18 protein-coding genes and 1 tRNA gene are annotated in these 24,645 nt (G+C 64.6%); 5 read left to right on the top strand and 14 right to left on the bottom strand.

The genetic code is table 11. The features are described from left to right. Positions 1–14 precede the first annotated feature (14 nt). Together AC1DNE_RS12025 and AC1DNE_RS12020 are read left to right on the top strand one after the other, a co-directional pair. Positions 15–2,261, top strand: coding sequence for a type I secretion system permease/ATPase (locus AC1DNE_RS12025; protein WP_441472017.1), 2,247 nt, complete (start codon positions 15–17; stop codon positions 2,259–2,261). Then, positions 2,248–4,233, top strand: coding sequence for an HlyD family type I secretion periplasmic adaptor subunit (locus AC1DNE_RS12020; RefSeq protein WP_476766794.1), 1,986 nt, complete (start codon positions 2,248–2,250; stop codon positions 4,231–4,233). Before AC1DNE_RS12025 ends, AC1DNE_RS12020 begins: the two co-directional genes overlap by 14 nt. Positions 4,234–4,315: 82 nt before the next feature. On the opposite strand, the gene AC1DNE_RS12015 is transcribed toward AC1DNE_RS12020, so the two are convergent. The 6 genes from AC1DNE_RS12015 to recJ form a co-directional block, all read right to left on the bottom strand. Next, a complete protein-coding gene (locus tag AC1DNE_RS12015; RefSeq protein WP_441472015.1) occupies positions 4,316–4,924 on the bottom strand; it encodes a sigma-70 family RNA polymerase sigma factor in 609 nt (202 codons plus the stop codon). Between the two features lie 97 nt (positions 4,925–5,021). Continuing rightward, on the bottom strand, positions 5,022–6,308 hold the full coding sequence (locus AC1DNE_RS12010) for a polysaccharide biosynthesis/export family protein (protein WP_441472014.1): 1,287 nt from the start codon (positions 6,306–6,308) through the stop codon (positions 5,022–5,024). Between the two features lie 23 nt (positions 6,309–6,331). After that, positions 6,332–7,906 carry a Wzz/FepE/Etk N-terminal domain-containing protein gene (locus AC1DNE_RS12005; RefSeq protein ID WP_476841061.1) on the bottom strand — a complete coding sequence of 525 codons (1,575 nt, stop codon included), beginning with the start codon at positions 7,904–7,906 and terminating at the stop codon, positions 6,332–6,334. A gap of 131 nt (positions 7,907–8,037) precedes the next feature. After that, the gene (locus AC1DNE_RS12000) at positions 8,038–8,751 is read right to left on the bottom strand and encodes a DUF3102 domain-containing protein (protein WP_476766792.1); all 714 of its coding nucleotides are present in this window, start codon (positions 8,749–8,751) and stop codon (positions 8,038–8,040) included. A gap of 430 nt (positions 8,752–9,181) precedes the next feature. Next, positions 9,182–9,256 (bottom strand) — tRNA-Glu (locus AC1DNE_RS11995). Between the two features lie 117 nt (positions 9,257–9,373). Continuing rightward, a complete protein-coding gene (recJ, locus tag AC1DNE_RS11990) occupies positions 9,374–11,170 on the bottom strand; it encodes a single-stranded-DNA-specific exonuclease RecJ (protein ID WP_476841060.1) in 1,797 nt (598 codons plus the stop codon). Between the two features lie 128 nt (positions 11,171–11,298). Here recJ and AC1DNE_RS11985 point away from each other — a divergent pair, with 128 nt between their 5' ends. Continuing rightward, a complete protein-coding gene (locus AC1DNE_RS11985) occupies positions 11,299–12,954 on the top strand; it encodes an FAD-binding dehydrogenase (protein ID WP_441472010.1) in 1,656 nt (551 codons plus the stop codon). A gap of 25 nt (positions 12,955–12,979) precedes the next feature. On the opposite strand, the gene AC1DNE_RS11980 is transcribed toward AC1DNE_RS11985, so the two are convergent. The 7 genes from AC1DNE_RS11980 to AC1DNE_RS11950 all read right to left on the bottom strand — a co-directional run bounded on the left by AC1DNE_RS11980 (position 12,980) and on the right by AC1DNE_RS11950 (position 19,614). Continuing rightward, positions 12,980–13,642: a helix-turn-helix transcriptional regulator gene (locus tag AC1DNE_RS11980; protein ID WP_476766790.1), complete on the bottom strand. Its 663-nt coding sequence runs from the start codon at positions 13,640–13,642 to the stop codon at positions 12,980–12,982. 140 nt (positions 13,643–13,782) lie between these two features. Continuing rightward, positions 13,783–14,781, bottom strand: coding sequence for a class II fructose-bisphosphatase (gene glpX, locus AC1DNE_RS11975; RefSeq protein ID WP_441472008.1), 999 nt, complete (start codon positions 14,779–14,781; stop codon positions 13,783–13,785). 47 nt (positions 14,782–14,828) lie between these two features. Continuing rightward, complete coding sequence (locus AC1DNE_RS11970) at positions 14,829–16,175, bottom strand: homoserine dehydrogenase (protein WP_441472007.1); 1,347 nt, start codon at positions 16,173–16,175, stop codon at positions 14,829–14,831. Positions 16,176–16,251: 76 nt separating this feature from the next. Continuing rightward, entirely contained in the window at positions 16,252–17,064 is an 813-nt protein-coding gene (locus tag AC1DNE_RS11965) for a class I SAM-dependent methyltransferase (protein ID WP_476766789.1), read from the bottom strand. 147 nt (positions 17,065–17,211) lie between these two features. Next, positions 17,212–17,643: a hypothetical protein gene (locus AC1DNE_RS11960; protein ID WP_476766788.1), complete on the bottom strand. Its 432-nt coding sequence runs from the start codon at positions 17,641–17,643 to the stop codon at positions 17,212–17,214. Positions 17,644–17,754: 111 nt separating this feature from the next. Next, positions 17,755–18,975: an LL-diaminopimelate aminotransferase gene (locus AC1DNE_RS11955; protein WP_476766787.1), complete on the bottom strand. Its 1,221-nt coding sequence runs from the start codon at positions 18,973–18,975 to the stop codon at positions 17,755–17,757. A gap of 183 nt (positions 18,976–19,158) precedes the next feature. Beyond that, on the bottom strand, positions 19,159–19,614 hold the full coding sequence (locus AC1DNE_RS11950; protein ID WP_441472003.1) for a hypothetical protein: 456 nt from the start codon (positions 19,612–19,614) through the stop codon (positions 19,159–19,161). A gap of 116 nt (positions 19,615–19,730) precedes the next feature. Here AC1DNE_RS11950 and AC1DNE_RS11945 point away from each other — a divergent pair, with 116 nt between their 5' ends. Further along, entirely contained in the window at positions 19,731–21,554 is a 1,824-nt protein-coding gene (locus AC1DNE_RS11945; RefSeq protein WP_441472002.1) for a PHA/PHB synthase family protein, read from the top strand. A gap of 277 nt (positions 21,555–21,831) precedes the next feature. Here AC1DNE_RS11945 and AC1DNE_RS11940 read toward each other — a convergent pair whose 3' ends face one another. Next, positions 21,832–23,148, bottom strand: coding sequence for an OmpP1/FadL family transporter (locus tag AC1DNE_RS11940; protein WP_441472001.1), 1,317 nt, complete (start codon positions 23,146–23,148; stop codon positions 21,832–21,834). A 427-nt stretch (positions 23,149–23,575) separates the two neighbouring features. Here AC1DNE_RS11940 and AC1DNE_RS11935 point away from each other — a divergent pair, with 427 nt between their 5' ends. Next, positions 23,576–24,424 carry a fumarylacetoacetate hydrolase family protein gene (locus tag AC1DNE_RS11935; RefSeq protein ID WP_476766785.1) on the top strand — a complete coding sequence of 283 codons (849 nt, stop codon included), beginning with the start codon at positions 23,576–23,578 and terminating at the stop codon, positions 24,422–24,424. The last annotated feature ends 221 nt before the right edge of the window (positions 24,425–24,645 follow it).

The following is a 24,645-nucleotide window of genomic DNA, read 5'->3' as shown; positions in this document are numbered from 1 at the left end:
CGGGACAGAAAAGCTTGAAAAAGCCCGATAACGACACCCTTCCGTTGCCCGATGGCGGCCTGGCCGCGCTTATGTTCATCCTGAGCAGTCAGGGCGTGAGCGTAACCCCGGAGCAGATCCAGCATCAGTTTCCCGGCCGCCGCATCGGCGTCGTGGAGATGATCCGCTGCGCCAAAAGCCTCGGTCTCAAAGCCCGGTCTGTGACGACGAACTGGGAGCGCCTGGCGCATACGCCGCTCCCCGTGATCGCCGCCATGCGCGACGGAAGCTTCCTCCTGCTCGGACGATGCGGCGAAGACAGCATCCTCGTCCAGGCCCCGAACGCCCCACGGCCGAGCATGATGTCTCGGGCCGAGCTGGAAGCGGCTTGGGACGGCCGGCTCGTGTTGATGACGAAGCGGGCTTCGCTGACCGATCTCGCCCGCCGTTTCGACGTCACATGGTTCATGGGCGCCATCCATAAGTACCGGTGGCTCCTCACCGAAGTTCTGGTAGCGTCCTTCTTCCTCCAGCTCTTCGGCCTGATCTCGCCGCTGTTCTTCCAGGTCGTCATCGACAAGGTTCTCGTGCATCGAAGCATGAGCACGCTGGACGTGCTCGCTTTCGGGCTTGTGGCCATCGCCGTGTTCGAGGTCGTCCTCGGCGCCTTGCGAACCTACCTGTTCTCACACACCACGAACCGGATCGACGTCGAGCTCGGCGCGCGCCTGTTTCGTCACTTGCTGGCGCTGCCGATCGGCTATTTCCAGGCGAGGCGTGTCGGCGATTCCGTGGCCCGCGTACGCGAGCTCGAGAACATCCGTAACTTCCTCACCAGTTCAGGGCTGACCCTCGTCATCGATCTGTTCTTCACGGTCGTCTTCGTCGCCGCGCTGTTCTTCTATTCGCCGCAGCTGACCTGGATCGTGCTCGCGTCGCTACCCATCTATGTTGCGATATCCGCGGGCGTGACGCCGCTCTTTCGTCGGTATCTCGACGAGAAATTCGCCCGTGGCGCGGAGAACCAGGCCTTTCTGGTCGAGAGCGTGACGGCAGTCGAAACGCTCAAGGCCATGGCGATCGAACCCCAGATGCAACAGCGCTGGGAGGAGCAGCTGGCGGCCTATGTCGCAGCAAGCTTCCGGGTGCTGAGCCTGGGCAACGTCGCCAGCGAGACCGTTCAGCTCGTCAGCAAGATCGTGACCGCAGCGATCCTGTATGTCGGCGCGAAGCTGGTCATCGGCGGCAGCCTTTCTGTCGGCGAGCTCATTGCGTTCAACCTGCTCGCCGGGCGCGTCAGCGGCCCCGTGCTGCGGCTGGCGCAGATCTGGCAGGAATTCCACCAGACGCGGCTGTCGATCGCCCGCCTCGGCGATATTCTCAACACCACGCCAGAGCCGGCCTACAACCCCAGCCGCACGGCCCTTCCGTCGGTCCGCGGCGACATCTCCTTCGAGCATGTCACGTTCCGTTACCGGATCGACGGGCCGGAGATTCTTCGCGACGTCAGCCTCAACATTCCGGCCGGGCAAATGATCGGCATCGTGGGCCCATCCGGGTCCGGCAAGAGCACCCTGGCCAAGCTCGCCCAGCGGCTCTACGTGCCGGAAAGCGGCCGGGTTCTGGTCGACGGGGTGGATGTCGCCCAGATCGATCCTTCCTGGCTGCGCCGTCAGATCGGCATCGTTCTGCAGGACAATATCCTCTTCAACCGCTCGATCCGCGACAACATCGCCTTGGCCGACCCTGCTCTTCCGGCGGAAAAGGTGATCGAGGCCGCGACGCTGGCAGGCGCGCACGATTTCATTCTCAAACTGCCCGAGGGCTACGACACGATCGTCGGCGAGCGCGGCGGCAGCCTGTCGGGCGGGCAGCGGCAACGCATCGCCATCGCTCGCGCCCTGGCGACTAATCCGCGCATCCTGATCTTCGATGAGGCGACGAGCGCACTCGACTACGAGAGCGAGCACATCATCCAGCAGAACATGGCGCAGATCGCGCGCTCCCGGACCGTGCTTATCATCGCGCATCGCCTTTCCACCCTGCGGATGGCCGATCGCATCGTGACTATCGAAGGCGGCCGCCTGATCGAGGATGGCACGCACGAAACACTGATGCGGACAGGCGGCCGGTACGCCACGTTGCACCGCCTCCAGTCCGGATTGCCGGAGGCCGGAAGCACGCCGGCGGCGGCGAGCCAAGCGGCCGCGCGATCCGCGACCACGAATACCATCGAGACAACCGCTCTTTCCATAGCCCAGGGGACTCATGCGGCGCGCTGATTTCCCGGAGGGAAACAGCCGCGGCGAAGCAAACGCCATGCACGCGCTCACAAACGATCAGTCTGGCCTTCTTGCTCTGGAGATGCTGCTGCGGCTGCGCGGCGTCGCTGCCACGGTAGAAGAGCTTCGCCGCCATATCGGCAACGGCGCCGTCGGCATCGCCGAGATGCTCCGAGGTGCTCGGGCATACGGCTTCGCAGGGCGGTCTCAGTCCGTCACCTGGGACAAGCTCGCCGATCTTCCGCTGCCCTGCATCGCAGAGCTTCGCGGCGGGGGTTTCCTGCTGCTTGGCAAAGTGAGCGAGGAAAAGGCGGTTGTCGTGGCCTCGAACATCACGCAGCCCACCTTGCTGACGCGGGCCGAATTCGAGGCCCAATGGGCGGGGCGTCTCGTCTTGCTGAAACAGGCCGAGGAAGTCGCGGGGCTCATGCCCCGCTTCGACAAGGCTGTCGCGATCCGGGCACGCCAGGCTCTGACGACGACGGCACAATGGGGCGAGCGCAGTACCCGCGCGGCGGTGACGGGTCTAGCGACCCGCTCGCAAGCCCTTCAAAAGGCAATTATCGCACGATCCATGAATGAAAATCGTATGAGATCCCAGGAACTTGCGTTCCTGCCGGCTGCGCTCGAGATCGTGGAAACCCCGCCTTCGCCTTTGGGGCGCACCATCGGCCTGAGCATCATCGCCGTCTTCGCCGTCGCGTTGGTCTGGGCGTGCATCGGCACCGTTGACATTGTTGCCGTTGCACCCGGGAAAATCATTCCCAGCGGCCGGACCAAAACGGTCCAGCCATTCGAGACCGGCGTCGTACGCGCGATCCGGGTCCATGACGGCCAGAGCGTCAAGGCCGGCGATGTGCTGGTCGAGCTCGATACGACCACCGCCGATGCCGAGCTCGGACATCTGCAGAGCGACCTGATGGCCGCGCGCCTCGATATCGCCAGGCTGCAAGCAGGGATCGCCAACAAGGACGACCCGCTTTCGGCATTCAACCCGCCTGAGGATGCCCCGGCCGATCTGCTCCGGATGTACCGTGGCTTCCTTGTTAGCCAAAACGGCGAGCAAAAGGCCAAACTCGCCGCCATTGACGGTCAGCTCGCACAAAAGGGAGCCGAACGCGATACGATTCAAGCCTCCGTCGACAAGCTGAAGTCCACCATCGTCCCGCTCCAGCAACGGGTCGAAATTCGCGAGCAGCTTTTCCAGAAGGAGCTCGGATCCAAGGTGACTTATCTCACCGAACTGCAGGATCTCGTCGGCCAGCGCCAGGACATCCTCGTTCAGGAGAAACGCGGCAACGAGACAAATGCCGCGGTTACCGCACTGATGGAGACACGCACGAAAACCATCGCCGAGTACGAGCGGACCCTTTTCGACGAGCTGACCAAAGCCCAGCAGAAGGCAGCTGGCCTCAAGCGGGATATCGTGAAGGCCGAGCAGCGCAAAAGCCTGCAAAGGCTGACGGCACCGGTCGATGGCATCGTGCAGCAACTCGCGATTCACACGATCGGCGGCGTCGTGACGCCCGCACAGTCGCTGATGTTCGTCGTTCCTGCGGAAAACCGGCTGGAAATCGAGGCGATGATCTCGAACCGGGACATTGGCTTCGTGAGCGCCGGCCAGGAGGCCGCCATCAAGATCGATACCTTCAATTTCACACGATACGGCCTGCTTCGCGGAACCATTCTCAGCGTTTCGCAGGATGCTATCGCGCGCGACAAGATTCCCGACAGCTCAAGCGACAAGACGTCGGGCGCGAACAATGACAGCAGCGAGCCGCGCGGCCAGGAACTGCTCTATTCTGCGCGCATTTCCCTCGACCGCACGCAACTGGCGATCGAGGACAAGCAGGTCAATCTATCGCCCGGCATGGCTGTGACGGCGGAGGTCAAGACCGGACGGCGGCGGATCATCAGCTATCTGCTCTCGCCGCTCTCCCGCTATCAGCACGACAGCTTGCGCGAACGGTAAGCGCGGCTGTCTCGCCAGAGCTCCGGGCGGGAACGTTCGGAGAGCCAAGAACCATATCGCCGGAGCTTACCTGCTCCGGCGATCAAAAAAACCACCGCGTGGAATCGCCGCCCTGATGGCCGACCATGACCGCGCGTGTCTGACTATCGGAACCGATCTCGCTGACGCTCTCGATCGCAAGCAGCGCCGCGAGTCGCGAGCGGGCTCGGTTGATCCTGCTCTTGATCGTTCCGGTCGTGGTGCGGCAAAGCGTGGCCGTATCTTCGTAGGATAGTCCGGCCGCGCCGACCAGCAGGAGCGCCTCGCGCTGGTCGAACGGGATTTCTCTCAGAGCCGCGCAGAACTCCTGATATTCAAGCTGGCCTTCCTGCTCCGGCGCCGAGCGCAACGCCTCGGAATAGCAGCCGTCCGCGTCCTCCACCTCATGCCGGCGCCTCCGGAGATCGGAGAGGTAGCAGTTTCGCAGGATCGTCGTCAGCCAGGCGCCAAGGTTCGTGCCCGGCCGAAAGGTGTCGATTTTGCTGATGGCACGCAGCAGCGTTTCCTGCACCAGATCGTCGGACCTGTCTGCGCTGCGACTGATGGACATGGCGTAGGCACGTAGCTGCGGCTCAAACGCCAGCATCTGCTGCTGAATGGAGGGCCCACCAGCTTCCTTCGTCTTCCCGGAACCATTGTCTCCGAAGGCCATCGTCGATCTCCCACTCACATCCACGGGACGCAACAATCCATCACTCGCAAGCGAAACGAGGCCGGCTCGCGGCTGCGCAGATCGCGCAGCCGCGCTGCTACTGCTTGACCCGCGCAGGAACCATGACGTTGGTCTGTTCAAGCGGACCGATACCCAACCCGCCCGGAAGGATGCTCCTCTGGACCCTGAGCACATCTCCGGGCAGGAGTTCGGTGCTCTCCAGCGCGTCGATCGTCTGCGCCTTCCCGTCCTGCATGCGCACGACCGTCAAGCTGCGGGTTTCGACAGCGCCGTCGGAATTGCCGACCAGGGTCGGGATCGTCACTTGGGCCTCGACCAGAAGACTCCTGTTGGTCTCGAATTTGACGCTGATGTCGTCGAGATCCATCCGGACTTTCTGCACTTCGGCAGTCAGGGACGCATTCCGTTCGCTCTTCAGGTCGAAGATCCTCTGATCGGCCTGCGTGATGTTCTGGCGCGCCCGCAAGATCAGCGTCTGGAAGCCCTGCTCGTTCATATCGAGCTGGGCCTGCATCCGTTCGAGGTTCGTCAAACGGCTCAGGGTCGACAGGCCACGCTTGACCAAATCCCGAACTTCCACGAGCTCCTTTTCAACGCTCGCATATTGGGCCTTGGTCGCTTGGATCTGGAGCTTGATCGCGTCGATCTCGCGTTCATACAGGCCGCGATTCCGCTCGACGCTATCGATCTGGGTTTTGAGCGCGTCGACGTGAATGTTCAGAAGCGAGCGCTCTTCGTCGATCAACTGCCGTACCCCCGTGTCGTTCTGCGACCGCGACACGAGATCGGACGGAAACTGGATATCGGCCTTCATCACCAGCTCGGCGTTCAGGCGAGCCCGGCGCGCCGTCAGCTGCTGATACCGTCTGACGAGAGTCCGCATTTCGCCGGTTATGTTGATGCTGTCGCGATCCAGCCGCATCAGGCCGGGATCGTTGAACCGCAGCCACCCGCCGGACAGGCTGACGACCTGCAGAACGGTCATTCCCGGACGGAATGGATACTCACCGGGCTTCTGCACGTCGCCCAGGACATAGACCGGCCGTGTCTCGAGAATCTCGACCGACGCGCCGGGCTTGTCGGAAATGCCCGCACGGATAAAGCGGTCGGAAATCTGGTTCGCGATCTCCTTGGCCGAAAGGCCGTCGACCGGAATATCTCCAACGGGAGCAATCGAAATCGTACCGTTCGCGCGAACCGTGTATTCGCCGCTCAGCTCAGGATACTGGAAGATCTTGATCTTGAGCTTGTCGTTGGCACGAACACTGTAATCGGATGTCGCACGGACGGCACTTCCGCTGAGGACGCACAGAACCAAAGAAATTGATCCGGCGACGTTAACCCATGAACGGTTCTGCTTCATTGTAGCACCTCTCCGATTCATGATTACACGGCGGCAGGCTCGGCTGGCATCGCCAGTCCGAAGGGGAGCCGTCGGGTAGTCGTTGCTGCTTCCGCCTCCCAGAGCTTGTCTCCGAACTGTCCGATCATCCGATCGTCGACCATGTTCAGGACCGCTCCGATGAAGTCCGATGGCATAGCGCCAGATACTGCGAAGGCGCGCTCGACCCGTTCCGTCTCCGTGTCACCCCACTTGATAACCAGCAGGATCCCGTCGAGGTTCTGCGCGGCCATGCGAAATTCGGCTCCGCGTTCAAGCGGCGGCAAGCTGACGACGATAAGGTCATAATCGACCGAGAACTTTTGATTGCTGTGCATCCACCAGTTTGCGGCGCCGTCGATATTGTCCGAGACCGAAGTCACGAGAACATCGGGGCCGCTTCCACGGTTGTTCCGGAGGCTGCCGTCAAGCGGCCGCACGTTCGTATCGGAAGCAGCTGCCCCCCCGGGCGGCACTTCTTGAGCAGGGGTGCGCGACGTCCGGTTCCGATCGAGTTCCACAAGCAACACTCTCCGCTGGCTGCGAGCGGCCAGGTGCGCGAGCTGCCTTGCAACGGTCGTCGCCCCCTCTCCTGCTATCGAAGAAGCAATGCCGACGACGCGCGCCTTCGATGCTTCGATCGCCACCGTCATCCGAAGCAGCGTCTGGTTCAGCAGCGGAGCGGGCAGAAATTGATCGTCCCTGGCCGACTCTTTTGTCGAATGGAGCGACCCCGAAACCGCCGGAACACCGCTTTTCAGCAAAGGGATCGCGCCTATGCATTCCAGGCCGAAATCTTCAACCTGCGCGGCAGTGCGGATCGTCTTGTCCTTGAAGTCCAGCAACAGAGCCAACACCGATCCGACGGCAAGCCCGGCAATGACGGCCGCCAGGATGACGAGAATCTTCCGCGGCCCGCTCGGCTTGTCCGGAGCAAGGGCCCGCGTCATCACATACACGCTGGGACCCAACCCCTGCAGCCGCTCCCGCAGCAACGGCGACCTGCTGCCGTCCTCCGCGCTGACTCGCGCCTGAAGCATGATCTGGCTGATGCCGTTCGCGATCCGCTCGGACTTCTCCGGATCGGAGGTCGTTACGTTGACGAGAATCGTGTGGCTTGTTCCAACCCGCTTCAGTTCGATGCGCTTGGCGAGCGTGTCGACGGCGAGCTCCTGTCTGCCGCGGCTTTCATCGGGCGTCGCCGACGGCGCGCCAAACAGCCGCTGCGCGATGCTATGAAACGGCATCGCGGTCGGAACGAATTCGGGATCCTCGGACAAATTCAGCGATTGCACGACCTTGGTCAGGGTGCCGCGCGAGCGGATAATCTCGATCTCGTTCTCGACCTGCGTCAGATCGGCACGCCCCAGAAATATGACCAGATCCGGACCCGGCTGAACTTCCTTCACATAGATCAGGAGTTGGGTTGATGCGGTATAGTTCGCTGGCTTGAGGAAAGCGAAAAACAAGCCCAGCATCATGGACAATACGACACACGCACCAACGAGCTTCCAGCGGCGACGGAGGCTGCCAAAGCCGAGCGGTGTTAAAGATTGGCGCTCTCCAATATAATCCGGCATCGGGCTTCCGATCTTTATCTACCCGCCATCCGATGCCCGCGCGGCGATGTCGTCTCTTGAAAAGACTGCATTAACGCCCTCACTCGACTTCGGTACGGCAGAGAACGAATAAAAAACAACCGCAACAATTGTCACTGCAACTTGGCCGGCAGCGCCTCGAAGCTCTGAGCGGCAGGAGCGTTGGACAAAGTGAGCTCTACCCGTTCGGAATCCACGATCCGTGCGGCCCTCATCCAGACGAAAGCCCGGTTCCACACTTCCCAACTCATTCCTTCCATGATGCTCTCGTAGTCTTGCGGGCTGAGACGACGAAGAATCAGTTCAGCCACCATCCGGGCGCGGTCGCCGCCCGCATTGCTTCGCTTCTCCTCGGTCCTCCTCAGAAGTTCGGGCTTGGAGAAGAATGACGAGGCAATCTCTTCGCGCACCGGGCGATCACCTGCGTCCACCTTTTCCTTCGTCCTTGAATCCGAAACCTGAGAATAAATATCGCTGCGCGACACGCGCTCGCCGCTCTCGAGCCGCTTCAGAATGGTGTTACGGACCGCAGGCGGAGTTTTCTTGGAGAGGTAGACGCGAAGCGTCGAGGGGACCATCAGCGCGACAAGTTTCGTATCGGACTCTGCCTCACGCGCAAGCTTCATCAAGTCCTGCGCGGTCCTTATCTTGAACTCGCACGCCTTTTCGACCCATTTAACGAAAGCGCCATGGGGCATCTTTTCTTTAATGCAGAGAAGTTCACGCCCGATTTCGACAGCGTGTTCAGTCGCCGCCCGTCGAAGTGCCTTGATCCTCTGTGCGGCATCATGCAATTCCGTCGCGGAGATTTCTGCGTCCGATGCCACGATTACATCCTCACTACTCAACCCACGAGAGCAATGAGCTTACGCTTGGAGCAGTGCACAACGAAGCGAGCAAAGGGATTCCCGCCCGCACAAATGAGGTAGCCCTTCTGGATTACCTCGAAATTCGTCGCGTATGCTCTGAAGATCAGGCGAGGCGCCGGATGAGGCCATGGCGGACGTGATATAGAGGGATGCGCCGACCGCGTAGATCACATCCCGGCGTCATTCCCGGGCCGCCGGGCGCGCCAGATCCAGACGAAGAGCGCCCTACGAACCCTCGGGCTGAACGGCGAGAGGCGAGCCCATCGCGTTTGGCTTTCGCGGCTTGGTCGCCCGCACCTTCAACGACGAGGCAGCACGAGGGGCTTCCTCGATTCCCGCAACAACATGACTCGTTGCTTTCAGCAACTTACGCCACACACCGAATCAGTGGCGCGGTCTACGGGAATCGAACCCGTCTTCCCAGCGTGAAAGGCTGGTGTCCTAACCGATAGACGAAGACCGCTTTGTCTCGAACCGTGTAGATCCGTGCCGAAGCGGGGCGAGGTATAGTGGCAGGCCTGCCGCTCTGCAAGCGCCCGTTCACAAGAAATGTGGATGACGTGCCTTGGCGGGCAGGCAGCTAGACCGGGCGAGCAAGATCGAGGATGCGCAGCTCCGCCGTTTCACTGCCGCCCCAACGGTTGAGCGAGAGCGTCGCGGCCAGATGCACGGTCTCGCCCCGTGCCGCCAGCAGGGCTTGCCCCAGCGGCTCCTGGGCCGCGCGGAAAGCGATGCCGCCAATGCTGGCGCCATCGCCCGAGCGCAACTTGATGCGGACATGCCCGCCGCTGCCGATCTCGATGGCGTCCGTCAGGCGGTGCGCCGGAAAGACGAAGACCGGCTCCGGGCTGCCGGAGCCGAACGGTCCGGCCTTGTCGATCTCGGCGATCAGGCGCGGGGTGGCACCGCCCGCGCTGAGTGCGGCATCGACGAGGAGCGCCTCTGCCTCGCCGGCGGCGCCGACCTCGCGAGCGAGATAATCGTTCAGGAACGCGTGGAACGGCGCGGCCTGCCCGCTTGCCAGCGTGACACCGGCCGCCATGGCATGGCCACCGCCCTTGATCGCCAGGCCGGCCTCGACGGCGGAGCGCACGGCCCGCCCGAGATCGACGCCAGCGACCGACCTGCCGGAGCCCGTCGCCCCGCCCTCACCGTTCAGCGCGAGCGCAAAGGCCGGGCGGCGGAAGCGCTCCTTGAGCCGCGCCGCAACCAGACCGACGATACCGGGGTGCCAATCGGCGCTGCCTGCGAGCAGGACCGGCAGTTCGGCCATGCCGGCAAGCTCATGCTCGGCCTGCGACACCGCCTCCAGCACGGCGAGCCGCTCGATCTCCTGACGCTCCTGGTTGAGGCGATTGAGTTCGGCGGCGATGCCGCGCGCCTCCACCTCGTCATCGCTCAGAAGCAGGCGCGCGCCGAGCGCGGCGTCTCCGATGCGTCCGCCCGCATTGATGCGCGGCCCGAGCAGGAAGCCGAGATGCCAGGGCTGGATCGGGCCGTCGAGGCCCGAGACATCCATCAGCGCCGCAAGGCCCGGCCGGGCACGGCTGCGCATCATCGCCAGCCCCTGCCGCACGAAAGCGCGGTTGAGCCCCTGCAGCGGCACGACGTCGGCGACCGTTGCCAAGGCGACGAGATCGAGCACCGCCAGCAGGTCGGGCTCGCCGCCGCGCGCCGCCCAATGGCCCTGGCGGCGCAGCGCCCGGCTGGTGGCGACCAAAGTGAGGAAGACCACGCCGGCGGCGCAGAGATGGCCGAGTCCGGAGAGATCGTCCTGCCGGTTCGGGTTGACCAGCGCCTCGACAGCCGGCAGCCGCTCGGGCGCCTGGTGGTGATCGAGGACCACGACATCGAGGCCGAGCCTGCGGGCCTCCGCCAGCGGCTCCTCGCTGGTCGTGCCGCAGTCGACCGTGACGAGGAGGGTCGCGCCCTCGCCTGCGAGCATGCGGATCGCCTCGCTGTTGGGGCCATAGCCCTCGATCAGCCTGTCGGGGATATGGATCCGCGGGCGGGCTCCGCCTTGTGTCAGGAAGCCGGCGAGCAGCGCGGAGGAGCAGGCGCCGTCGACGTCATAGTCGCCGAAGATCGCGACACGCTCGCCCTTCATCGCCGCCTGGGCGAGCCGCGCCGCAGCGGGCTCCATGTCGGTGAGGACGGCCGGGTCCGGCAGCAGATCGCGCAGCTTCGGCTCGAGGAAGCGCGCAGCCTCGGCGGGCTCGACACCGCGGGAGGCGAGCAGGCGCGACAGGATATCGGACAGCCCCTCGCGCTGGGACAGCGCCTCCGCCCGGCCGAGACCCGCGGTATCGAGCCGGTCGCGCCAGGGGCGGCCAAGCGCCGAACGGGTCACACCAAGGAAAGCGCGGGATTGCTGCATCGGACTCATCGTCCCAACGGCGTCGCGCAAGCTGGGCGCCAGGTCAACCGGCGTCGACCTTGGCCCGGCTCTATACCGCCGCCATACTGCCACCAAGCCGCCAGCCAAGGCGGCGCCCGGGGTGGATCATGCAGCACGAAACCGATGTGGCGATCGTCGGCGCAGGGCTTTCGGGCCTCGTCGCGGCCTGCGAGATCGCGGAAGCCGGGCGCAGGGTCGTGCTGCTTGATCAGGAGCCGGAGCAATCGCTCGGCGGTCAGGCGTTCTGGTCGCTGGGCGGGCTGTTCTTCGTCGACAGCCCCGAGCAGCGGCGGCTGCGCATCCGCGATTCCCGCGAACTGGCGCGGGACGACTGGTTCGGCTCGGCGGGCTTCGACCGGCCGGAGGATGAATGGCCGCGGCGCTGGGCCGAGGCCTACCTCGAATTCGCAGCCGGCGAGAAGCGCAGCTGGCTGCATGCGATGGGCATGCGCTGGTTCCCGGTCGTCGGCTGGGCCGAGCGCGGCGGAAATCTCGCGACCGGCCATGGCAATTCGGTGCCGCGCTTCCATGTGACCTGGGGCACGGGCCCGGGTGTGCTGGAGCCCTTTTTGCGTCGGGCGAGGGGGGCGCAGGCAAAGGGTCTGCTCTCCTTCCGCTTCCGCCATCGCGTCACCGGCATCACGCGCCGCGGCGGCGCGATCGACGGCATCGAAGGCGAGGTTCTGGAGCCGAGCGACGTCGCGCGCGGCAAGAAGAGCGGGCGCGGTGTCACCGGCTCCTTCAAGCTGAAGGCGCAGGCCGTGATCGTCACCTCCGGCGGCATCGGCGGCAATCACGAGCTCGTCCGGGCGCATTGGCCGGCGCGCCTCGGAACGCCCCCTGCCCGGCTGCTCTCGGGTGTGCCCGACCATGTCGACGGCGCGATGCTCGCCGTGGCGCAGGCTGCCGGCGGCCGGCTGATCAATGGCGACCGGATGTGGCACTATGTCGAGGGCATCGCCAACTGGGCGCCGATCTGGCCGCGCCACGGCATCCGCATCCTGCCCGGCCCCTCCTCGCTCTGGTTCGATGCACGCGGCAATCGCCTGCCAGTTCCGCTCTTCCCGGGCTTCGACACGCTCGGCACGCTCGAGCACATCATGAAGACCGGCTACGACTATTCCTGGTTCGTGCTGAACCGCAGCATCATCGCCAAGGAATTCGCGCTGTCGGGCTCCGAGCAGAACCCGGACCTGACAGGCAAGAGCTGGCGGCAGGTGCTAGGTCGCGCCGGCGGAGGCGTACCCGGCCCCGTGCAGGCCTTCATGGACAAGGGCGAGGATTTCATCGTCGAGAGCGATCTCAGCCGCCTCGTCGAGCGCATGAACGAACTGACCGGTGAAAAGCTGATCGACGAGGCGTATCTGCGCGGGCAGATCGAGGCGCGCGACCGGGCCCTCGCCAACCCCTTCGGCAAGGATCTGCAGGTCACGGCGCTGCGCGGCGCGCGCAACTATCTCGGCGACAAGCTGATCCGCACGGCCAGGCCCCATCGCATCCTCGATCCGGCCCATGGCCCGCTGATCGCTGTGCGTCTCAACATCCTGACCCGGAAATCGCTCGGCGGGCTGATGACGGATCTGTCGTCGCGCGTGCTGGACGCGGCGGGTGAGCCGCTGCCGGGGCTCTATGCCGCTGGCGAGGCCGCCGGCTTCGGTGGCGGCGGTGTCCACGGCTATCGCGCGCTGGAGGGCACCTTTCTCGGCGGCTGCATCTTCTCGGGCCGAGCCGCCGGGCGCGCGGCCGCTGCGGCCATAGCCTGAGGGCGCAATCCCTTCCATCAACAACTTACGGTGGTGTATTTCCGAAAAGCCGCGCCACGGCTTGCGCGCGGCTGCGGGCACCGAGTTTGCGCTTGGCATTCTCGACGTGGCTGTGGGCGGTCGTCTGCGCGATGCCGAGCTTTTCGGCGATCTCGCCATCGGACAGGCCATCGGCGACATAGGCAAGGCAGTCACGTTCGCGTTGGCTGAGGCCAAGCGCAAGCGGGGCGGGCATGGCGGTGAACCGTGTCATCCGCTCATGTGTCAGCACGGCAGCCAGGGCGATGACCTGAATGTCGCGCGGGGAGAAATCGAAGCGCTCGAAGCTCATGCTGATGACACCGACGCGCCCGTCCGGCTCGTGACAGGGAACGGCCAGGCCATCCTCGACGCCGATCTCGCGCGCAAGCTCGAGGCCGCGCCAACCGGTCAGCTCCGGAAAGCCCGGCGCGCTCCAGCGAAAGGGCGAGACGCGTCTTGCCGGCGCGAAGATCACGGGGTTTCCCCGATCGAGCCCGCGCCTCATATATTCGTCCAGCCAGCCGGGCGGCGAGAACTGCGCATAGCGCCGACCACCGGCAACGATGCGCTCCAGGGGCAGCGCTGGAGAGGCGGGAAACGACCCCGCAAAGAAACCGCAACTTCCAAGCGGAGACAGCGCCTGACGTAGAATAAGCCCTGCAGCCATCGGCGACGCGGCCCGATCGAGGCCGCCGACGAGGTCGATAGCTCGGGCGAATGCGGGCAAAACAAACCCCGGAAAGATTGCTTTCCGGGGCTAGCACAAGTTCCGCTAGGTTAGAATGTCATTCGACATGTGAAACCCGCTCAGTCGAGCTGGAACTTCGAGAACTCGCGGTGCTCGCCATAGATGCGGCGGACCGTGCCGGTGATCGAGCGGTAGACCAGCGTCTCGGTCTCGATCATGTCCTTGCCGAACTTCACGCCCGAGAGGAGGCCACCATCGGTCACCCCCGTGGCGCAGACGATGACGTCGCCCGAGGCCATCTCCGACATGTCGTACTTCTTGTTCGGGTCCTTGACGCCCATGCCCGCCGCACGCACGCGCTTCTCCTCGGTGTCGAGGATGAGGCGGCCCTGCATCTGGCCGCCGACGCAGCGCAGGGCAGCAGCAGCCAGAACGCCCTCGGGCGCGCCGCCGATGCCGAGATAGAGGTCGATGCCGGTCTTCTCCGGCTGGGTGCAGAAGATCACGCCGGCGACGTCACCGTCGGTGATGAGGCGGATCGAGCAGCCGGTCTTGCGGACTTCCTCGATCAGCTTGGCATGGCGCGGGCGGTCCATGATCAGCGTCGAGATCTCATGCGGCTTCACGCCCTTGGCCTTGGCCAGCGCGTTGATGTTGTCGGCCGGCGAGGCATCGAGGTCGACCACGCCCTTGGCATAGCCCGGGCCGATCGCGATCTTGTCCATGTAGACGTCCGGAGCGTAGAGCAGGCTGCCGGCGCCCGCCATCGCCATCACGGCGATCGAGCCCGGCATGTCCTTGGCGCAGAGCGTCGTGCCCTCGAGCGGATCGACGGCGATATGCACCTTCGGGCCCTGCTTGTTGCCGACCTTCTCGCCGATGAAGAGCATCGGCGCCTCGTCGCGCTCGCCCTCGCCGATGACGATCTCGCCGTCGATCGGCAGGCGGTTCAGCTCGCGGCGCATCGCGTCGACGGCCGCCTGGTCGGCGGCCTTCTCGTTGCCGTGGCCGCGCAGGCGGGCGGCGGAGACGGCGGCGCGCTCGGTGACGCGTACGAGTTCCATCGAGAGATAGCGCTCGATGATCTGATCGGGGGCGATTTGAAGAGCGACGGACATGAAATGGTTTCCCCTTGCAATGCTGCGGGTGGAATCGACCCGAAGGCCTATTCCCGCTCTATGCGGATGACTTGCGGCGGTTCCGCGACATGACCGTCCGCGGTGACCTTTTCGAGCGCGGCACGGATGGCTGTCTCGCTCGTGGCATAGGTGATCAGCACGACCGGAACCGGCGCGCCGGAACGGCCTCCCGGATCACGGTTGGCGGCTTCGGGCGAGCGGCGCTGGACGATGCTCTCCAGCGAGATGTCCGCCTCGGCCATGCGGGTCGCGATCGCGGCCGCCGCACCCGGCCGGTCCGCGACGGCGAGGCGGACATAGTAGCCGCCTTCATGACGCTGCATCGGCGCGCGCTTGGCCTCCTCCAGACGGGCAACCGGCAAACCGAACGGCAGGCCGGCCGTGCCGCGCGCGACATCGGCGATGTCGGCGACCACCGCGGAAGCGGTCGGATCGCCGCCGGCGCCCGGGCCGACCAGCGTGATCTCGCGAACCGCATCGGCATCGACGCTGACGGCGTTGAGCACGCCCATCACCTGCGCGATGGCGGAGGATTTCGGCACCATCGTCGGGTGCACGCGCTGCTCGATGCCGGTCTTGGTGCGCTCGGCGACGCCGAGCAGCTTGATGCGGTAGCCGAGCTCATCGGCCATCTTCAGGTCAAGTGGCGTGATCGCGGAAATACCTTCGACATGAATCGCTTCGGCATCGATCTTCGTACCGAAGGCGAGGCTGGTCAGGATCGCCAGCTTGTGGGCGGTGTCGAAGCCTTCGACGTCGAAGGTCGGATCGGCCTCGGCATAGCCCAGGCGCTGTGCGTCCCTCAGGCAGGCCTCGAAGGTCAGCCCCTCCAGCTCCATCCGCGACAGGATGTAGTTGCAGGTGCCATTGAGGATGCCGGAGATCCGGCCGACATTGTTGCCGGCCAGCGCCTCGCGCAGCGTCTTCACCACCGGGATGCCGCCGGCCGATGAGGCTTCGAAGGCTAGCGCTACGCCCTTGCTTTCGGCCAGTTCCGCCAGTGCCACGCCATGGGCCGCGAGCAGGGCCTTGTTGGCGGTGACGACATGCTTGCCGGCCGAGAGCGCGGCTTCGACCGCTGCCTTGGCCGGGCCGTCCGAGCCGCCCATCAGCTCGACCACGCAATCGACGTCGTCGGATTTCGCCAGCGCGACCGGATCATCGAACCAAACCAGGCCGCCAAGATCGACGCCGCGGTCGCGCTTGCGATCGCGGGCCGAGACGGCAACCACCCGGATCGACCGGCCGCAGCGTGCCGCCAGCGCATTCTCCTGCCGTTGCAGGATCTTCAGCACCGAGGCGCCGACCGTGCCGAGGCCGGCGAGGCCGATGCGCAGAGGGGACGATGAAGCTTGCGGCAGGGTCGAGATCATGGCGCCGGGTTGGCATGCGGCACGGGGCAAGTCAACGGAGAGCAATGCTGCACCGCCCTCCGAAATGTCGTCGGCGCTACTCGCGCCGGGCCGAAACAACGAAAGCGGCGATGCCTCCCTCGATCGGGCCTGAGCCGAACCGACGCTCCAGCGCCTTCGCCACAGCCTCGGTCGCAGCCATCAGCCCCGGCGCGCCCCGCGCCTCGATTTCGCCGCGGATCGGCGTCCCGTGGCAGAAGCCCGTCGCGACATCGATCGCGGATTCGGCTCGGGAGCGCTTCTCGACACGCTCGATCACCGGCCGCGCGAAGCCGCCGGCCAAGAGATCGAGTTCTATCGTTCCGACGTCATGATAACCATGCGGCGTGCGCTCGATGAAGCGAGGAGGATCGGCCGGGAACGTCTCCGCCAACGCGTCCAGCAGCACCCCCGCGAAGTCGTTGCTGCCGACCGCGTCCCAGACATTGAACAGATAGCGGCCGCCCGGCCGCAGCACGCGCCGCACTCCGCTATGGCTTTTCGGCTTGTCGGGAAAGAACATCGCCCCGAACTGGCAGGCTACGACATCGAAGCTCTCGTCCGCGAACGGCAGATCGAGTGCGTCCGCCTGCTGCCAGACGACCCTGTCGTCGCCCGCCAGCTGCGCAGCGGCAAGGTCGAGCATCGGCTGATTGAGATCGGTCGCGACGATGCTCGCGCCATCGAGACGCGCAGCCATCGCGCGCGTCAGCGCGCCCGTCCCGGCTGCAAGTTCGAGAATGCGCGAGGGCCGTGAGGCCATGACGCGAGCGGCCAGATCCTCGGCATAGGGTCGAAAGATCAGAGGTACGAGCAGCCGGTCGTAGATCTGCGGAATGGGACCGGCGAAAACCTTGTCCGTCGCTTCCATGGCAGCACCTGTTACAGCACCCCTCGGACAGGATAGCTCAGCGACTGACGTAACGAAACCGCATTATTCAAACCACCGCGCGCATGCGCGCGGTGGTGAAGCACCGGCCCGAAGGACACGGCGCTTCAGCGATTTCCGCAACCTGTCTCAGCCGAAATGGCAGACGACCTCGGCAGCGACGCGCTTCACCTTGCCGTCCTCGAAGCCGAGATAGATGCGCAGCAAGTTGCTGCCGAAGGCCGTCGCCTTGATGGTGTGCAACGCCTCGATGGAGTTGCCTTCGGAAACCGTGCTGTTCTCGACCGCCGGGGTCCAGAACCAGGGCTTCGGCGGATCGATCGTGATCTCCGTGAGCTTGCGCTCGGCGTCGGCCCGCTCCGTCCCGACGGGGATGAAACGGGAGACGATCTCGGTCGCGTCGCGGGCGCATTCACGCCCGTTCGTGACCGACAGCACTTCGGAAACCAGCGCCGAGCGGGTCTGCGGGATGCGCCCCTTCGAGTAGTCATAGGTCGCAACGAGGCAGACCAGGGCGAAGACGGCAAAAGCGACGCCGAGCAGGCGGCCTTTTCGGAGCATGGAGACGGGCCTCGGACGCGGTGCGGAGCAGGCTGTCCGCACCGCATCGGTTCCCATGTTTTGCGCCCCCGTGTCCAGAGGCCGCAGCACCACACCCTCCGGAGATCCGCCCTACCCCGCCTTCGGCATCTGGATGACGTTGTGCAGCGTGGCGTCGGCGCCCTTCAGGAAGCGGCCGATATTGCGCGCCGCCTGGCGGATGCGCTGTTCGTTCTCGACGATGGCGATGCGGACATAGTCATCGCCATGCTCGCCGAAGCCGATGCCGGGTGCGACCGCGACCTCGGCCTTCTCGATCAGGAGCTTGGAGAACTCCAGCGAGCCCAGATGGCGGAACTTTTCGGGGATCGCGACCCAGGCGAACATCGAGGCTTCCGGCGCCGGAAACTCCCAGCCCGCCTTGCCGAAGCTCTCGACCAGAGCGTCACGGCGCTTGCGGTAGATGTCGCGCATCTCGCGAATGCAGTCGTCGGGCCCGTTAAGCGCAGCCGCGGCCGCGACCTGGATCGGCGTATAGGCGCCGTAGTCGAGATAGGACTTCACCCGCGCGAGCGCGGCGAGCAGGCGCTCGTTGCCGACGGCGAAGCCCATGCGCCAGCCGGCCATGGAAAAGGTCTTCGACATCGAGGTGAATTCGACCGCGACGTCGATCGCGCCCGGCACCTGCAGCATCGAGGGCGGCGGGTTGTTGTCGTCGAAATAGACCTCGGCATAGGCGAGGTCCGACAGCAGGATGATGTCGTGCTTCTTCGCGAAGGCGACGAGGTCACGGTAGAAGTCGAGCGTCGCGACATAGGCCGTGGGGTTCGCGGGATAGCAGGTGACGAGCGCGATGGGCTTCGGCACCGAATGCGCCATCGCCCGCTCCAGCGCCGGGAACATCGCCGGGGTCGGCTCGGCGGGAACCGAGCGAATCACGCCGCCCGCCATCAGGAAGCCGAAGGCGTGGATCGGATAGCTCGGATTCGGCACGAGCACGACATCGCCCGGGCCGGTGATGGCCTGCGCCATGTTGGCGAAACCCTCCTTGGAGCCCAGCGTCGCGACGACCTGCGTCTCGGGGTTGAGCTTCACGCCGAAGCGGCGCTCGTAATAATTCGCCTGGGCGCGGCGGAGGCCGACAATGCCCTTCGAGGCGGAATAGCGGTCTGTGCGCGGCTTGCCGGCCGTCTCGACCAACTTCTCGATCACATGCTTCGGCGCCGGCAGGTCGGGATTGCCCATACCGAGATCGATGATGTCGACGCCCTTGGCGCGCTCGGCTGCCTTGATCTTGTTGACCTGTTCGAAAACGTAGGGCGGCAGGCGCTTGATACGGTGAAAATCGGTCATTTCGAACAGGTCCTCGGCCGGCGGCGCCGGCAGTGTCTTTTCGGGCGCGTGTCACTTCTTTGCGCAGGAGGTGCTTAGCACCGCATCTTTCGTCCGCACAGAACAAAAAACGCAATATTTTGCTGCTGCGACGAAATGGCGACACGAGCGCCGAACACCCCCTCTCTTCGCCGAGGCCGAAAATCAGTTCTGAGGAATCTTCGCAGGCTGAGGAGCGGGCGTCTCGCCCAGCGACTTCGCCTGAGTGCCGGCGCTTTCATTGGCCTGGCGCTTGGCCTCGAGCTGAGACTCGATCTTCTGGAAGTCCGAGCGCTTCTTGCACGGGTCATTGGGGCCGCGGGCCGGCTTCGGCGCCGCAAAGCGGGCCGCCTGCCCCGTCGGCACATAAGGAGCCGGTGGATTCGGCCCCGGGCAAAGCTGATCGACCCCGATCGTGCTGCCAACGGGGATGTATTGCGCATCCGCAGGGCGCGTCTCGCGGACGAAGCTCTTTGCCTCCTGCGGCGTCGTCGCCATGCCGGCCGCTTCCGCCACGCCCTTGACGCCCTCATCCCCGGCGCAGCCCGCCAGGGCGATGCCAGCAGCGGCCATCACCACCGCGATCCGAAGCGGCTTCCTCGCAGGCATCTCGATCGGCATGGGTTCTTCCAGCAAGTTTGTCGAATGTGCTTGGTAAAGCACAGCGGTTGCGTCCTTAATAGGACCAAAGTGGGAAGCCATGCGCTATCCTATGACGACAAGGGGGAAGACGACTCATGAACCGCCATGTCGACGACCGAGCAAAGGACCACAAAGGTTCCGCCGAGTCTCCGGTTCCTGACTTCGACCAGTTCGCGCAGAACATGGGACGGCTCGTAGAGGAATACGGCAAGGTCACCGCCGCCTATCTGAAGCCTCTGGAACGCGGCCAGACCAAGACCGGCCAGGCCGACGAGGCGAGCGACATGGTCAAGACGCTCGGCCGTGTCGCCGAGCAGTGGGTCAACGACCCCGCAAAGATCATCGAGGCGCAGGCTTCGTTGACCCGCGACTTCATGAATCTGTGGAGCGCGGCGCTGAAGCGCGCCAGCGGCGAGGAGGTCGCCCCGGTCGCCGAGCCCGACAAGCGCGACAATCGCTTCAAGGATCCGGACTGGACGAACCTCCCGACCTTCGACTTCATCAAGCAGGCCTATCTCATCGGCTCGCGCTGGGCCGAGACCATGGTCGAAAAGGCCGACGACCTCGACCCGCATACGCGCAACAAGGCGCGTTTCTACATCAAGCAAATCGCCGGAGCGCTCTCGCCGACCAATTTCGTCGCGACCAATCCCGAACTGCTGCGCGAGACGCTGCGTCAGAACGGCGAGAATCTGGTGCGCGGCATGAAGATGCTCGCGGAGGACGTCGAAGCCGGCGGCGGCGAGCTCAAGATTCGCCAGTCCGACGCCAAAGCCTTCGAGGTCGGCGTCAACATTGCGATGACGCCCGGCAAGGTGATTTTCCGCGACGACGTCATGGAACTGATCCAGTACACGCCGTCGACGCCGCAGGTACTGAAGCGACCGCTGCTGATCGTGCCGCCCTGGATCAACAAGTTCTATATCCTCGACCTCAACCCGGAAAAGAGCTTCATCCGCTGGTGTGTCGAGCAGGGGCTGACGGTGTTCTGCATCTCCTGGGTCAACCCCGACGCCCGGCATGCCACCAAGGATTTCGAAAGCTATATGCATGAGGGCATCTTCGCCGCCCTCGATACGATCGAACGCGCAACGGGCGAGAAGCGCGTTTCGGCCATCGGCTACTGTGTCGGCGGCACGCTACTTGGCATGACGCTCGCCTATATGGCCGCCATCGGCGACAAGCGGATCGAGAGCGCCACCTTCTTCACCACGCAGGTCGACTTCTCGCAGCCGGGCGAGCTTTCGGTCTTCGTGGACGAAGAACAGATCCACGCGATTGAAGAGCAGATGGCCAAGACCGGCTATCTCGATGGCTCGCGCATGTCGGGCGCCTTCAACATGCTGCGGCCCAACGACCTGATCTGGTCCTACGCGGTCAACAATTACCTGAAGGGCAAGACGCCCGCTGCCTTCGACCTGCTCTACTGGAACTCGGATTCGACCCGGATGCCGGCGGCGAACCATTCCTTCTATCTGCGCAACTGCTATCTCGACAACAAGCTCGCCAAGGGCGAGATGACGATCGACGGGAAGAAGCTGAATCTGCGGCGTGTGACGATGCCGGTCTACAATCTCGCCACGCGGGAGGATCACATCGCCCCGGCGCAATCCGTCTTCAACGGCTCGCAATGTTTCGGCGGCCCGGTGGAGCACGTCGTCGCGGGCTCCGGCCATATCGCAGGCGTCGTCAACCCGCCGAGCAAGGCGAAGTACCAGTACTGGACGGGCGGCCCGGCCAAGGGAAGCTATGCCGACTGGCAGGCGAAGGCCGAGGAACACCCGGGCTCGTGGTGGCCGCATTGGTTCGCCTGGCTCGAAGCGCAGGCACCGAAGAAGGTGGCGGCGCGCGAACCGGGGGGCGGCAAGCTGCCGGCGCTCGCGGATGCGCCCGGCACCTATGTCAAGGTCCGGGTCTGAGACGGTCCGAGGCGTGCCATCATCGGCGGATGGGCCGATACGCTGCGCAAGCCCGCGCCGCCTCGTCGAAGTCATCGAGAGGGCCAGGCATCGGAGCCCCGGAATAAGCAGGTGGATTGGCGCGCTCGCGAGCAGATGAACGAGCGGCCGATCCGCGCCTGCCGCTGAAATATCGGCCTGAACCCTTCGGGGCGGATCGCCGCCAACGACCTTGCCAGCATCGGAAACAGAAAAGCCGGCCCGAGGGCCGGCTTTTCGAGCACGTTCTGCGCTGAAGTCAGTACTTGCGAACCACCGGATGGACCGGGACGGTCTGAGTCGGGTCGTCCCAGCGATAGGTGATGCCGACCGAGGCGACGTGAACATAGGGCTTCGCTTCGGCGGTGTAGAACACGGCGCCCTGCTGCGGATGCGCGCCGTCGTAGTTCACCTTGGCCTTCTTCACGTCGATATAGGTGTAGCCGAGGTCGAGCTTGATCTTGTCGGTCAGCTGGTAGCTCGCGCCGGCGGAGAGCCAGAGCCGGTCGTTGTCGGAGATGAAGATCGTGCGGTTGCGGTCGTTGACGGCCGAGAGCTCATAGCCGACGCCAGCGCGCAGGGTCAGCGCGTTGCTGTACTTGTATTCCGCGCCGAGCGAGAAGAACCAGGCATCGTCATACTGGAAGTTCAGGCTCGTCGCCGGGATGCCGGCCTTGCTGACGACCGGGATGTTGCGGAAGCGGCTCCAGTTCGTCCATTCGACGCCAGCATGCACCTGCCACTGGTCGTTGATGACCTGCGAGACGCCGAACACCACCGAATCCGGCAGGTTGAGATTGGCCCTGACCGGGATGACCGCAAGTGGGGTGCGCAGCGTGCCTTCCAGCGTCTGGCGCACTTCCGAGCGATAGGCCAAGCCGATGTTGGTGCCCTGGAACGGCGTCAGCGTGAAGCCGAAGCGGTAGCCGAAATCGATCGTGTCGCCTTCGATGATGACCGGCGGTGCCGTCGGGCCGATGCCGGCTGCCTGCTTGAGGCTCGTATTGAGGTACTGGACCTGCAAAGCGGCACCGACGGAGAGCCAATCATTGACCTGGTAACCGATGGTCGGCGAGACGTTGATGGTCGTGACCTTGGCGGAACGGCCATAGATCTGAGCGGCATTCACCTGATCCTCGGCCTTCGAACGCAGGCCATAGGGCGCGCCGGTGTGCATACCGATCCAGAGGCGATCCGTGAGCTGCCAGGCCGAATAGGAGGCCGGGATGAAGCCGCCGTCACCGCCGATATTGCCCGTCCCGTTCTGGATCGGGCTGGCCGGCCCGAATGGCGAGCCGAGGCGTGTGACCGAAGTCGGATCGTAGCTGGCATTGGCGTTGAGGTAGGTGAAGTTCCAGTTGCTGGTGCGACCCGGGAACATGGTGATGGTCGCCGGGTTCCAGGCCATCGCGCCCATGCCGATGCCGCCGGACGCCGCGCCGGCAAACGCCATGCCGAGGCCTTCGGCACTCTGTCCGCTGCGGATCGCAAAGGAGCTCGCCGAAGCAGCGCCAGCAGCAAGGAGAGCAGCAAGTGAAACCGTGGCGGCTGCGGCAGTACGAACGAGGCCCTTCATCGAATCCATCCCGGCTAAGGTTCTTCGAGGTTACGCGCCCTCGCTTGATTCGAAGCATGCCGCGAGCGGTTTCCTGCCGCAATCCCGCCGGCATCGCCCAAAAACGGCCTCTGGATTTCCTTATTCGCGGTTGCGAGAGGCCAAAAATGGCCAAAAGCGACCGATTTCGCGACATCGCTCGCTCGATCGTTCAGAAAAGGATGGTTTATATCAGAACTATTGCCGATTTTGCGCCGGCAGCATCCCCCCGGCCTGCCGCGCACTCATCGTTGAGAAAGTCGCTTTGGAGCGCGCCGTTGCAATCGGGCAACATCTTGGGCACCCTGCTGCCGCGGGCGGGCCATGCACAGAGACGGACTTGTGTTTCGCCGTCACATCCGTTCAGAGTCAAAAACCCATTTAGATCGTTTGAAACGGGGGAAACACCTTGAAACTGCTCCGCTACGGCGCGCTCGGCCAGGAAAAACCGGCCCTTCTCGATGCCCAGGGCAAGCTGCGCGACCTGTCCGGCGTCATCCCCGATGTTGCCGGCAAGGCGCTGACCTCGGCCTCGCTCGCCAAGATCAAGGCGGTCTCGCCTGAATCGCTGCCGCTGGTGTCGGGCGCGCCGCGCATCGGCGCCTGCGTCGGCGATGTGCGCAACTTCATCGCCGTCGGCCTGAATTTCGCCGACCATGCCGCCGAGACGGGCGCGGCGATCCCCAAAGAGCCGATCCTGTTCAACAAGGCGCCGAACTGCATCGTCGGCCCCAATGACGACGTCATCATCCCGAAGGGCTCGAAGAAGACGGATTGGGAAGTCGAGCTCGCGATCGTGATCGGCGACGGCGGCTCCTACATCGAAGAGAAGGATGCGATGGCCGCGATCGCCGGTTTCTGCGTCTGCAACGACGTCTCCGAGCGCGAATTCCAACAGGAGCGCGGCGGCCAATGGGCCAAGGGCAAGGGCTGCCCGACCTTCGGGCCGCTCGGCCCCTGGCTGGTGACCGCCGACGAGATCAAGGACATCCAGGACCTCGGCATGTGGCTCGAGGTCGATGGCGAGCGCGTCCAGAACGGCTCGACCAAGACGATGATCTTCGGCGCCGCCTATCTCGTCCACTATATCAGCCAGTTCATGCGCCTCGATCCAGGCGACGTGATCACCACCGGTACGCCCCCCGGCGTCGGCCTCGGCTTCAAGCCGCCGCGCTTCCTGAAGGGCGGCGAAGTGGTGACGCTCGGCATCGAAGGCCTCGGCGAGCAGAAGCAGAACTTCGTCGCCTACAAGGGCTGAGTTCTCGCGCGGGACGCGCCAGGCGCCCGCTCAGCGACAGCATGAGACGCCGGCCATCGCCGGCGTCTTTCTGTTTGATCGATGGAAACGCCGCAAGCCATCCGATGGATGCGCGGCGCAACCGGTGGCCAGCGCGCATAAAAAACGCCGCCAGAGCCGCTTGACCCGGCCTTGACGGCGCAAAGTTACGTTCGCTGACGGCCACGCCGTCTTTGCCTCGC

The organism is Allobosea sp. 05L423, assembly GCF_056397745.1.
Note: the sequence above shows the minus strand (reverse complement) of the source record. Positions and strands in the feature narration are given on the sequence as shown.